This window comes from Pseudoalteromonas sp. S3431, assembly GCF_000690035.1.
Classification (GTDB): Bacteria; Pseudomonadota; Gammaproteobacteria; order Enterobacterales; family Alteromonadaceae; genus Pseudoalteromonas; species Pseudoalteromonas fuliginea.
This window is the reverse complement of record NZ_JJNY01000008.1, coordinates 31,398-44,386: the sequence shown is the minus strand read 5'-3', so window position 1 is coordinate 44,386 and position 12,989 is coordinate 31,398. Positions and strand designations below refer to the sequence as shown.

11 protein-coding genes are annotated in these 12,989 nt (G+C 38.6%); 6 read left to right on the top strand and 5 right to left on the bottom strand.

Annotation, left to right across the window (positions count from 1 at the left end):
• The first annotated feature begins 224 nt into the window (after nucleotides 1-224).
• From DO88_RS15835 to serA, 4 genes are read left to right on the top strand one after another with little or no spacing between them, the layout of a single operon-like run.
• Entirely contained in the window at nucleotides 225-776 is a 552-nt protein-coding gene (locus tag DO88_RS15835) for a hypothetical protein (protein ID WP_007377801.1), read from the top strand.
• A 20-nt stretch (nucleotides 777-796) separates the two neighbouring features.
• A complete protein-coding gene (locus tag DO88_RS15840) occupies nucleotides 797-1,393 on the top strand; it encodes a 5-formyltetrahydrofolate cyclo-ligase (protein ID WP_033038069.1) in 597 nt (198 codons plus the stop codon).
• Between the two features lie 53 nt (nucleotides 1,394-1,446).
• A complete protein-coding gene (gene rpiA / locus DO88_RS15845; protein WP_008134524.1) occupies nucleotides 1,447-2,100 on the top strand; it encodes a ribose-5-phosphate isomerase RpiA in 654 nt (217 codons plus the stop codon).
• 9 nt (nucleotides 2,101-2,109) lie between these two features.
• Nucleotides 2,110-3,339, top strand: a complete 1,230-nt coding sequence (gene serA / locus DO88_RS15850) for a phosphoglycerate dehydrogenase (protein ID WP_007377804.1) — start codon at nucleotides 2,110-2,112, stop codon at nucleotides 3,337-3,339.
• Nucleotides 3,340-4,038: 699 nt separating this feature from the next.
• Here the strand turns inward: serA and DO88_RS15855 are convergent.
• Together DO88_RS15855 and radA are read right to left on the bottom strand one after the other, a co-directional pair.
• Nucleotides 4,039-4,971 (bottom strand): hypothetical protein, encoded by a 933-nt coding sequence (locus DO88_RS15855; protein WP_008137433.1) that lies wholly within the window; start codon nucleotides 4,969-4,971, stop codon nucleotides 4,039-4,041.
• Nucleotides 4,972-5,058: 87 nt separating this feature from the next.
• The gene (gene radA, locus DO88_RS15860) at nucleotides 5,059-6,444 is read right to left on the bottom strand and encodes a DNA repair protein RadA (protein WP_008137434.1); all 1,386 of its coding nucleotides are present in this window, start codon (nucleotides 6,442-6,444) and stop codon (nucleotides 5,059-5,061) included.
• A gap of 356 nt (nucleotides 6,445-6,800) precedes the next feature.
• Between radA and DO88_RS15865 the strand changes: the two genes are divergently transcribed.
• Complete coding sequence (locus tag DO88_RS15865) at nucleotides 6,801-9,278, top strand: PilZ domain-containing protein (protein WP_033038066.1); 2,478 nt, start codon at nucleotides 6,801-6,803, stop codon at nucleotides 9,276-9,278.
• A 19-nt stretch (nucleotides 9,279-9,297) separates the two neighbouring features.
• Here the strand turns inward: DO88_RS15865 and serB are convergent, their stop codons facing one another.
• Nucleotides 9,298-10,326 (bottom strand): phosphoserine phosphatase SerB, encoded by a 1,029-nt coding sequence (gene serB, locus DO88_RS15870; RefSeq protein ID WP_008137438.1) that lies wholly within the window; start codon nucleotides 10,324-10,326, stop codon nucleotides 9,298-9,300.
• 148 nt (nucleotides 10,327-10,474) lie between these two features.
• On the opposite strand from serB, the gene DO88_RS15875 reads away from it, so the two are divergent.
• Nucleotides 10,475-11,095 (top strand): AhpA/YtjB family protein, encoded by a 621-nt coding sequence (locus DO88_RS15875; RefSeq protein ID WP_008137440.1) that lies wholly within the window; start codon nucleotides 10,475-10,477, stop codon nucleotides 11,093-11,095.
• Here DO88_RS15875 and DO88_RS15880 read toward each other — a convergent pair.
• Nucleotides 11,062-11,829 (bottom strand): TatD family hydrolase, encoded by a 768-nt coding sequence (locus tag DO88_RS15880; RefSeq protein WP_033038064.1) that lies wholly within the window; start codon nucleotides 11,827-11,829, stop codon nucleotides 11,062-11,064. The genes DO88_RS15875 and DO88_RS15880 overlap by 34 nt on opposite strands.
• A 21-nt stretch (nucleotides 11,830-11,850) precedes the next feature.
• Nucleotides 11,851-12,489: a pyridoxamine 5'-phosphate oxidase gene (gene pdxH / locus DO88_RS15885; protein ID WP_033028926.1), complete on the bottom strand. Its 639-nt coding sequence runs from the start codon at nucleotides 12,487-12,489 to the stop codon at nucleotides 11,851-11,853.
• Nucleotides 12,490-12,989: the final 500 nt, after the last annotated feature.

The window sequence follows — 12,989 nt, the reverse complement described above, 5'->3', positions numbered from 1 at the left end:
GTTACCGAGCCCACTAGGTTACAAACCTCACGCCGCGATTAAACAGCCCCTAGATTGAACAAATTTTAATCCTGAAAGGCCAACAAGCCCTAATCCACAGACTTTATTTTGTGATCGCACAGAAAGTAGCTCATAAGTTAAAATAATTTAATTTTACATATGGATGCCTTTATAAAGGAGTTCGGTTTATACTCTTTTTATTAAAAAGCTTTAGGGGTACTTAAATGGCCGACAATTTTCGCGTTATATTTGCTGGACTTGCTGATGGAATAGACAGTAACGCTGCATCTATCAACCTTGCAGATAAACTAAAAACCTCAGAAGAAAAAGTAGCTCTTTTTTTTAAAGGAAAGCCACTGTTTGCACCGAGCCATAAAGACAAAGCACTAAAACAAGCCAAACTATTAGCTAGTTTGGGCATTAAAAGTAAGTTGCAGGCAGTTTCAAATGCAGCTAATACCTCAACTGAGCAGCCTCAAAGCAGTCAACGTGATGAACGTATTTTTGATGCCCTTGATTACATCACCAGTAGCTTAATTCGCCTTGAAGAAAAACTCGAAGAACTTGAACAACGCTTACCAGAAGAGCAATCAAAAAACCCTGAAATAGATGAGGATGACGATTGGCAAGACGACGATTTATTGCTTGATGAAGAGTTAGTAAGCACACCTAAAAAACGCAGTAATGTGCTTTTATATTCTTTAATAGCAACAGCCGTGACGTTACTTATTATATTGGCTGTATATTTGGCATTTCCTAGCTTATTTTCTTTATAATTGCATAGTGAAAGCATCAAATGAATAATAACCGTGCGCAGATAAGAAAATCTATCCGTGAAATACGTAATAACTTGTCAAAAAATCAACAAAATTTAGCGGCGCAATCGCTATATATGAATTTTATTCAACATTTAAAAAGTAAAAAAACGAATAAAACAGAGCATATAGCAATCTACTTAAGTAATGATGGAGAACTAAATACCTCACTGTTAATTAAAGAGTTATGGAATCTAAATCACCACATTTACCTCCCAGTAATCCACCCCTTCAATGGGACTAATTTACTCTTTCAGCGCTATGAAAAAAACTCACCCATGAGGGCAAACCGCTATGGTATCTTTGAACCTAAGCTCAACTGCTCTCAAATATGCCCATTACCGGCGCTTGATTACCTCCTTATGCCGTTAGTTGCATTTGATAAACAAGGTAATCGCCTAGGAATGGGAGGCGGGTTTTATGATAGAACACTGGCGCGTTTACACGAACAAAATTGGCAAAAACCGCAACTTATTGGCTTAGCACATGAATGTCAAAAAGTAGACGTTTTACCCATTGAGTCGTGGGATGTACCACTTAAAACTATTATCACTCCAGATAAAACCTACTGCTGGTAACACGTTAACTTGTATACTAGCAGCATACTTTTGATATAGATGAGCACACATTAATGACACAAGATGAATTAAAAAAAGCAGCTGCCTGGGCTGCACTCGAGTTTGTAAAAAAAGACACCATAGTAGGCGTGGGTACAGGCTCAACGGTTAACCATTTTATTGATGCACTTGGCTCAGTAAAAGACACTATTGTAGGTGCTGTATCAAGCTCTGAAGCCTCTACCGTTCGTTTAAAAGAATTAGGTATTGAAGTATTTGAGCTCAATAACATTGATGTTTTGGATGTCTACGTTGATGGCGCTGATGAAATTAACGCTCAAAACGAAATGATTAAAGGTGGCGGTGCAGCCCTTACTCGCGAAAAAATAGTAGCGGCAGTTGCAAAACAGTTTGTGTGTATTGTTGATGACACAAAGCTGGTCGATACATTGGGCGACTTTCCGCTTCCGGTAGAAGTTATCCCTATGGCGCGCAGCTACGTTGCACGAGAATTATTAAAACTTGGTGGTGACCCTGTTTACCGTCAAGGTGTAGTTACCGATAATGGTAACGTTATATTAGATGTATTTAACTTAAAAATTACCAATGCCAAACAACTTGAAACACAAATAAATTCAATTGTTGGCGTAGTTACCAACGGCCTATTTGCGATGCGTGGTGCTGATAAAGTGATTATCGGCACTAAAAATGGGCCTCAAATTAAATAGGATGAGGTTATGAGTAAGGTATCGTTAGCAAAAGACAAAATTAAAATTCTCTTGCTTGAAGGTGTTCACCAAAGCGCTGTTGAAACGCTAAAACGTAACGGTTACAGCAACATCGATTACGTTAAAACATCCTTACCTGAGGACGAACTAAAAGAACGCATTAAAGATGTACACTTTGTAGGCCTTCGTTCTCGCACTCATATAAGCGAAGCGGTATTAGATGCCGCTGAAAAGCTCGTTGCAGTTGGTTGTTTTTGTATTGGCACAAACCAAGTTGACCTAGACAGCGCACGCGAACGTGGTATTGCTGTATTTAACGCACCGTTTTCTAACACTCGTTCTGTTGCTGAACTTGTACTTGGCGAAATTCTGCTTTTACTACGTGGTATTCCAGAGCGTAATGCAGCAGCTCATCGTGGTGGCTGGTTAAAAACAGCAAATGGTTCGTTTGAAGCACGTGGTAAAACATTAGGTATTATTGGCTACGGTCACATTGGTACTCAGCTGGGTATTATGGCTGAAAACATAGGTATGAACGTGGAGTTTTACGATATCGAAGATAAGTTATCACTGGGTAATGCAAAACAAGTTCATAACCTAACTCAGCTATTACAACGCTCTGATATTATTAGCTTACACGTACCAGAAACGCCGCAAACTAAAAACCTAATCGGCACAGCTGAACTTGCTGTTATGAAGCAGGGATCTATTTTGATCAACGCTTCTCGCGGAACTGTTGTTGATATTGATGCACTTGCAGAAGCGCTTACCGAGAAAAAGCTAAGTGGTGCAGCAATCGATGTGTTCCCTACTGAGCCTAAATCTAACGATGAAGAATTTGTATCTCCACTGCGTCAATTCGACAATGTTATTTTAACACCACACATTGGTGGTTCGACACAAGAAGCACAAGAGAATATTGGCATTGAAGTAGCAGGTAAACTGGCTAAATACTCAGATAACGGCTCAACCATTACTGCGGTTAACTTCCCCGAGGTATCGCTACCAGAGCTTGCTAATCGTAGCCGTTTATTACACGTGCACCACAATCGCCCTGGCGTACTAACGCAAATTAACCAAGCGTTTGCACAGCACGGTATTAATATTGCCGCGCAATATCTGCAAACAGATTCAGCAATTGGTTATGTTGTTATTGATGTAGATACTGATCACTCTGAAGTTGCACTTAAAGAGCTAAGCGCTGTTGAGGGTACAATTAGAGCACGTATTCTTCATTAATAATGAGATTGGCTCTTTGAGCAATAACTACAGTTTTATAAAAACACCGCACTTAATTTAAGCGCGGTGTTTTTTTATAAGCTGTGTATTTCTCATAAGTTACATGTGCGCGATGTAAAATCGCACCTACCGCTTGGATATATATATAATTTTGTAGGTGAGGTTTTATACCTCGCTTTTGCATATTAAAAACACGCGCTACATGTGCGCGATGTAAAATCGCACCTACTGTTTGAGTGTATATAATTTGTAGGTGAGGTTTTATACCTCGCTTTTACATATTAAAAACACGTTACATGTGCGCGATGTAAAATCGCACCTACTGTTTGAGTGTATATAATTTGTAGGTGAGGTTTTATACCTCGCTGTTTAAACATTTAAGCGATAATGCACAAACGCGAAATAAATTCGCACCTACTGCTTGGGTATATATAATTTTGTAGGTGAGGTTTTACACCTCGCTTTTTAAACATTAAAGCGATATTGCACAAGCGCGAAATAAATTCGCACCTACAGGTTCGGTGTTTGTGCTGTTGTAGGTGAGGTTTTATACCTCGCTTTACATATCTAAATATATTAAATAACACCGTTTAAAATAAAAACCTCAAGGCACAAAAAAGCGCGAGTAAAACTCACGCTTAAATCATTTAAATTGAACTATCAACACCTTTTCGCTTCACTGACAGCTCAACGCGATTATTAATCACCTTTTACTTCTAAATTAATAAACTTAACGAGCTCTTCAGGTTGCCCTACTAGCATCATAATGTGTTGATTAACTTCCATCATGGTTTTACCTTCAGGTAATTTTGCAGATACGCTAAATGAATTCAAACCTTTAGCAAAGCTAGTTAAAGCCTCAGCTATGTCTTGCGTTACGGGAGCTTGTTGTAACTGCTGCTGTAGCATAAGTTCCATTTTCTCTAACGTCATACCTTGCTTTTCAAGCTCACTTGATAATAAATCTTTTAGCTTACCTTGATTATTTAAGGCAAAACTAACATTGCGCGGCTCCAGTTTGCTCATTGCTTGCATAACAAGTGTTTGCTGCTGTAACTCTTGCTCGTAAGTCAGAGGTTGATTACCGGCTTCTTGTTGCGCCTTACTAATAGCCAATGACGCATCCATTAATGCTTTTGAATTAGCTAAGCCCATATCCATATTAAAACTAACAATATCTTTTGCATCTAATTTAACAACCACATCACTGTTGCCCGACTGTTCGTCGTAATCAAGCGATGAGTGTAAGTCATAACTTGCCGATGCTAACATTTCGTTCGTATCTGCTGGTAATTTTGCGGCAAAGTCTTTATCAAACTGGAAGCTTTTTACATCAAAAGATGTATGAGGCGAAATATTATCCGGATCGTAACCCGTTATTTCAATACTTTGAATCTTAGCAACATTGTCACCCTCAGGGCTTATTACTTCCATATTTGTTATTTCTACGCTTTTTGAAATAACACTTGCTGATAAACCAGCATATTTAAATATAGCGCCCGTTTGCTCACTTACTAAAGCAAGTTGCTTATCTACTTCTGCACGCACTTCTTGTGTTGCTACATAATTTGCATAACTTACACCACCAACACCTGCTGCAACAATAGCCGCAACTATAACTAATTTTTTCATGTTATCTCCTTATTTAATTCTTAATATAAAATGGTCTTAACTCAAGAGTAACACTGATGAACATTACCGGTTAAGCGTTTTTGCTGGCTAGTTAATTAAACTAAGTAACTCATGCACTGTTTTTACTGGGGTAATTTTAGCACCCAACCCTTCCATGGATTTATGATAATTACGAAATGGAATAAATATTTCAGTAAAACCATGTTGTGCTGCTTCTTTAACGCGCGGTACACCACTATCAATTGGACGTACATCGCCGTTCAAGCTAAGTTCCCCCATAATACACGTGGTACGAGGTACAACAAATTCATTTAAACTACTAAGTAATGCGGTAACTAACGCCAAATCAATACAGGTTTCTGATTCATCAATTCTTAAACCACCTACTATATTAAAAAACGTATCGTGAAATATTTTAGTTTTAGTGTGCTTGCGCAATATACCGGTCAGCATTTTTATACGATTCATATTTAAACCAACGCAAACACGCTGCGGAAATTCCGCCTCAGTTTCGGTGGTTAAACATTGAATTTCGAGTAATAAATTACGATTTCCTTTACGAATACAAGTAATTGTAGACCCAGGTGAATCGGTGGTTGAACCCGATAAAAATATTTCGCTTGGGTTATCAACACTTAACATACCGCGTTCGCACATTTTAAAAATGCCCACAGTATCAATATCACCAAAGCGATTTTTATTGGCTCGCAAAGTACGAATTTGCCCATCGTTGGTGTCAATATGTAAAAGCGCATCCACTATATGCACCAAGGTCTGCGGGCCAGCTATTTCGTTATTCTTATTTACATGAGCAATAATGAACATGGTGACATCATTTTGCTTACAATATTGAGTCAATGCTTGTGCGGCACTCTTTACTTGCGAAGGCGAGCCTGGGCTACCATTAGCGGTATCGGTTACAACAGCTTGAATAGAGTCGATTACAGCAAACTTAATTTTATTCTTCTCAAGCTCATCAATAATTGTTTCAACGCTTGTTTCTGAAAGTAAATAAAGCTCGTCCGGGTTGTAGTTTAACTTTAAACGGTTAACCCTGTTTTTAAACTGTGATAAAGACTCCTCTGCCGTACAGTAAAGTGATGGCATACGCTGTGACATCCTAGCCACTAAATCAGACAGCAATGTAGTTTTACCAGCGCCAGGGTCGCCAGAGATTATATTAACCGACCCAGTTGTGACACCACCGCTTAGCACACGATCAAGTTCGCCGATTTCAGTTAGCTGTTTTTCAGCCTCTGTTGTAGTAATGTCATTAATTTTTTTAGAGCCGCCACCAATACCACCAGCATAACCGCCTACACTTGCTCGCACTGCCGCTTTTTTACTGTGCCCTGCTGAAGGTTTAAATTCTGCTAATGTGTTCCATGCACCGCAGCGGCATTGACCTTGCCAACGTTGGTAGTTCATACCACATTCAGTACAAACAAACTCTACTTTTGCCGCTTTTGCCATTAATAACCTTACCTACTATTCTTTAATTTTTAAAATGCTTACTATTAAATGATTATCTTGCCATTCCACGCTTTTTCTCAGCAACGATTTTTACCTGTGAAAAACCTAGTATCACAATCATTAAATACAATTCTGTTTTTATTCCCTGTAATTTAGGGCATACTTTTTGCTTTGAAATAATTTAAAGTAACTTGCCAACAAAATGGCATTTAACACATAATAACAAGAGCTAAACTGTAGTTACTCAAATAACCGTACCTATATTAATAACATAGAATGGTTTAACGTTTATTTTTTTTAATAAATAGACTCAACAGTATACCTACTTTTTCAATTAGACGGTGATGGTTTTATAAATGGCTGATGACATAATGCTCAAACACGAAGACCTCGTGAATGAGCTAAAACAATATTTAGGTAACACCAAGTTTGACATGATTTTCAAATCAAAAACGGCAGAGCTTACAAAGCCTGAACAATTTTTGATGAAAATGGAGATGTCACGCTTATCTCAGCCTGTTGCCCGATTTGTTGATTTACGCGGTTTAGTTACCGGACATGTAAAGCCCTATGAGCACAATGGCAAACAGCACTTTATGGATGATACTGCCATTGAGGTTTTTGAAAAAGCTTTAGAACAACATGGTGAGTACACGTTAGCCGTTTACGAAGCAGTAATGAATACTGAGAATAATCATCGTGTGTTACAAAAAAAGGCTATAGAAAAGGCTGAATTACCAGAACTAAATGACTCGTTAGATACCGATGTCATTAAATTTGCCTCTTATGAGAGTCGCCGTGAAGAGCGGATGAACTACTCAATAAAAGTCACTATTGCCTACGATGACAAGAAAAACATTGCGGCAAGTACCTCTGACATTTCTCTTAGTGGCTGTAAAGTAAAGCTCGTTACCCGCCATATTTTAAAGAAAGGTCAACTCATCGCAATGCGTTTAGTCGGGCTTGAGCAAGACTTTGAGCTAGGCTTAAAAAACGGTATTCAATACGAAGTAGTGGCTGTGGAAAATATATCTCGTGAATACAACTACATTCGTTTAAAGCGTACTTATGTAGAAAATAATGAAGCATTTGATCGCTTTTTAAAGAGCTTTATTCATGGCAATAAACGCCGTTATAAAGTCAACCTTGATAACACTCTTGATGCTGTCGTTTCAAAAGGCTATGAGCAATATTACATTCCGCGAGTAACTTCTTTATATGTATTTTTAAGCAAAAAAGATGATCACTATTACCCAAGCTTGAGCTTAACAACAGAAAATAATATTTTTATTCAGCGCTATTTTACTGACGAAAGAGCAATCCCTTGCTTGTACAATGTACTCAATCACCAGCGTATAACCCAATTGCTAACGCAAACAACGGCCGTTAAAGAAGATTATCTATATACTTTTACGCATGTATCCTCAGGTAAAATTTACTATTATTCTGCAACACGTAGTGAACTTGAAAAAACGCCTGAGTTGAGCAGTTTATTTTTAAGTTTTGGCAGTCAAAAAGAAAGTTGGCAATGTTTTAAACTTCAAATCATGCCTACTCACCCAGACGATTCGTACATTCCACTTTCTTTACCCAATAGTGCTGGTGAAAACATTGAAAAGCTTAATAAGCCGCCTTCGCCTCGCGTTGAAGGGCTAGTAAAAGATGTAAAGTACATTGTTGTTTTAACAAGTATTGGTAATGCTGTAGAACAAGAGCAGTATAAAAAATTAAATTATGATAAAGCACTTGTTAATCAGCTTAAACATTTTGGTCATGCTAAACATCAAACACCACCTTATTTAGATATTGTTGCACTTGAATATGTAAATTTACGTTCGCATAAGCGCTATCTATATAAAACAGCAGCAAAAGTAACCTTAGGTGACATTACCTTTAGTGGCTACACGCGTGACTTTTCTGTAATGGGCTTACAACTTGAGTGCGAGCAACCCATCACCTTTAAAAAAGGTGACATTATTTTATTATCATTTCCTGACTTGCAAAAAATAACTAAAAAGCACCAACTTAGTGAATTAAAATATGAAGTAATGGCAATTGGTAAATCGTTTACTACCATTAACTTAAAAGCAAGTCGGGTATCTGACTTCCCTCATGCTGGCGTTACCTTTTTCACTCAGTTAATTGAAAACAACAAAGACAAACTTAAAGTATCTGAAGAAGCACCTAAAGTAGAAGGCTTATCTACCGCGCTTAGAAACATGGTTACAAAAAGCGTATGTCAATTTCCATTATACTTACATAAAGAAGCTGCTCATTTTAAAACGGGAGCCATTGGTTTTGGTTTATACGCTAGCCCGTTACATGTGATTTTACAAAACTTTGGGCTGCTGAGTAATAAAACAGACTTATCTAGTATATTGACAGATGAGCAAATAATTAATGTAATTTCGCCGCATATTAAAGATAGAAGCCGCCAAGATCCTCCTCTGGCATTTACAATCGCTATTAATTTTGATCCCCGCAAAGGAGATATCAAAGAGGCTATTACAAGCCAATGTGTTCTAGGTGAAGACTACAGCGGCTTTGAGAAACAAATTAGCCAAGGTATTAAATCGGATCTAATTTTTGTGATGCGTTTATATTTATCACGTACGGGACGTCCTGATACCGATTACTTATCTAACGAATTAAAATATGTAAGCCAATACGCTATGCATAAAGCAAAAGATTTGGAAAAAGCATTATGGTCTGTAGCAGGCGTAGGTGACGTAGTAGATATTACTGAAGAAGCGCTTAGCCACCTAGACCTCAATCAACAACAAATTGAGCAAATGGGACGTCGTAAACTTATTTGGTTAAACCGCTTACGTTAACCGGTTTAACCTAATCTATTTAAAAAGTAGGCTCTTCTCCCAACGGAATAGCCAACATATATAAAAGCTGTAGTAATGATCCTTGGCAAATAGCAGCTTGTGCCTGCTCAACTACCTTAGGTTTACCATGTACGGCAACACCTAGACCCGCTTTAGCCATCATGACTAAATCATTTGCACCATCACCGATAGCAACCGTTTGTATTTTTTCAAGTCCTAGCTTTTGCTGAAGCATCTCTAAAACAACCGCTTTTTGCTGTGCATCGACAATTGTACCCAGTACTTTACCCGTTAGTTTATCGCCTTCAAATTCAAGTACATTAGCATGAACTTCATCTAAATGAATAAGCGCTTGTACACGTTCTGCAAACGGTACAAAACCACCAGAGGCGATAGCTAAGTACCAGTTATGTTGTTTTAAAATTTGGCAAAGTACTTTAATACCTGGCATGAGTGGTAATGTATTTTTAAGCTCTTCAATTAAGCTTTTTTCAATACCAGCCAGTTTAGCGACACGCTGATTTAAGCTTTCGCTAAAGTCGAGTTTACCTGCCATCGCGAGTGCTGTAACCGACGCTACTTCGTCATACACATTAGCCAAACGCGCTATTTCATCAATACATTCAATGGTAATCGCCGTTGAGTCCATATCCATAACCAACAAACCAGGCTCATAAAGGTTAGGAGGTGTGGCTACTTGCACTAACTGGAAATCAAGCGTACTTGAAAACGTTTGAAGCTCTAACGGGTTTATAGCTTGCTCTGCATTTTGCGTATAAAAGCACAGTGCGGGGGCTAGCCCTAAATCAGGTTGGTACTGACATATAGCTGTAACTATTTGGTTATGCTTAGCTAAAAAATCAATAATGCTAGTCACATGGCTTGTGTTAAAGTCACCTGCAAATGCGATACTAAATAATCCCAGCTGTTTATTTGGAACATTATTAAGCGGTAAAAAAATACAATCCTGATAACTAAACCATTGATTTAAAGTTAACATTGATAATGATTGCTCAGTATTAAACTGTGCCATGCTCGTTTGCGCCATGAGATCTCCGTATTTATTTTTATTTTCCTGATATAAACTAATTGATGTAGGTATTATTAGCGCTAAATTCGCCATCAGGTGAGGTTTAAGGTTATAGTGCTAGTTGTAACATCAAATCAAAATCCTGTCAGCAGCATATACGGTGACTATGAAAAATAACCATCTTAAAAATCCTATATCGGCTTCTCAAAGAAAGCGGCTTGTGCGCCTGTTACTTGCGGCTGCCTGTTTTGTGTTGCTAAGTTGGGTTGCTGTTAGTAGCAGTTTCCAAAGCCACCAACTGCTTTATGATAGTGCCGATAGCACTGCAAAAAGTTTGACTAAGTTTATGGCTTTGAATGTAAAAACACCTTTAATCGAAAAAAACAAACCACAGCTAAATACAATTTGTAACGATATAAGCAAAGATGAATTTGTACTTTCGGCAACTATTTACGATCAACAAGGTATTTTAATAGCCAGTAGCGATAACTGGCAATCGCATCATATTTTTGGCCAACTTCCTGATTCAACACCAGGTATTAGCAAATTAAAAACCCCCTTTGTAGAGCCTGTGATAAGTGATGATGATCGTCCACTTGGATTTGTGTCAGTTACGTATTTAACACGAGCAGCAATTGCCGACAGTCATAATCATTTTCATGATTTAGGTCGCCAAGTGCTTTTAATGCTAGTGATTGCCTGCATTTTCACGTGGCAATTAGGGCGAGGCTTAAAACGTTGGCAGGTTAATCGCTACATGCAAAAAACATCTGAGCAAGAATCATAAAGTAGCTTAGCAAGCGTCTCTCTCTTACTGTGTGGCTTTAAATCACACAATGCATTAAATACATCGGGTATATGCAATGGCGTGTTAACTTCACCTTGATAGCCGCTTAAAGGCATTGAGGGAGAATCTGTTTCTAGCACTAAATTTTCTGGCTCGATAGCAGCAATAACGGCGCGTGTTTTAACTGCGCGCTCATAGGTAATAACACCACCTACTCCTAGCTTAAAGCCCTGTTTGATATAGTACTGCGCTTGTTGGATTGAACCTGAAAATGCATGAATCACTCCCCCATTTTTTGGCTTACAACGTTTAAACGATTGCGCAATTAAATCATGGCTTTGCCTATGATGCACAATGAGCGGCAAGTTAAGCTCGTTTGATAGCTCTATTTGCTGTTCAAATAAATAAGTTTGTTTGGATAGGTTTTCAATACTTCTATCAAGCCCACACTCACCAATGGCCACCAGCTGATGCGTATTTGTAGTTGCAAACTCAAATAATGCTTCTATGTGCGATTCTTTATGTTGCTCTAAAAAATAAGGGTGTAGCCCTGCCGCTATTTTTATACTTGAATAGGTTGCTTTGAGCTCTATGAGGGCATGCGATTGAGCAAGGGTAATGCCTGGCACAATAAACTGATTAACTCCCTTTGCTACACACTCTCTTATGAGAGATTCACGATTTGAATCAAACTCACTAAAATCGAGATGGCAATGAGAGTCAATAAATTGCACAGTTACTTACTCATCTATTTATTAAGGATTTAAGCGCGTAATTTGCCAGCTATTATCTGCTTGGCGCTGATATATAAAGCGGTCATGCAAACGATGCGCTCCACCTTGCCAAAACTCAATTTTAGTGGGCACTACACAATATCCGCCCCAAAAATCGGGAAGTGGAATTTCACCTTTAGCAAACTTGTTTTTCATATTGGCAAAGGTTTCCATGAGTACTTTACGTGATGACACCGGACGACTTTGCGCTGATGCCCAGGCGGCTAATTGGCTTTCTTTAGGACGAGATAAAAAGTACTTTGCCACAGCAGAAGTTGGTAATGGTTTAGCCTCGCCATAAACAATAACTTGGCGTTCCATGTGATGCCACGGAAAATGCAAGGAAATTTTGTTATTACCTTTAAGCTCTTGCGCTTTACGCGAACCTGTATTGGTAAAAAACACAAAGCCGTTATCATCCAGATGCTTTAAAAGCACTATGCGCTGTGAAGGTTGACCGGTTTCATCAACAGTTGCTACAACCATCGCAGTTGGGTCGGGTAGTTTGCTTGCTACCGCATGCTCAAGCCATGTTTCAAACTGCTTGAATGGGTCATCTTGCAAGTTATCTTCGCTTAACGCGTCTTGCAGGTATTCACGGCGGATATCTTCGAGTTTCATAACAAGTCCTTTAAATAAAGCCTTAGAAAAGAGCTTAGAGTAGCGAGCTTAAAACATTAGATGTTGAGCAGTAACAAATATTAAGATTCAGGTGTATCGATAGCAATAAACATAGAGTCTCAGGTGTATCTATAGCAATAAACACAAAGCCTCAGGTGCATTCGATAGCAATAAACATAGAGTCTCAGGCGTATCGTTGGGTTTCGTTTCACTCAACCCAACCTACAACGTAAACTACACAACTCAGATATCTGCAAGTGTAGAAGTGCTGACAAGGCGGAGTGCTTTTTTATGCCAAGGAGCATACATTTAGTATGTGACTTAGGCTAAAAAAGCACGACAACGCAGTCAAAGCGAACTACACGCAGCAGACGGCTCACCTAAGTAGTTTAGCCTAAGACAAGGCGTCCAACCTGACTTATCCCTATGAGCATACGGTTTGTATGTGATTAGGGTAAGTCGGATTGGATAACGCAGTATTAGGTTAAAATACGACGGTG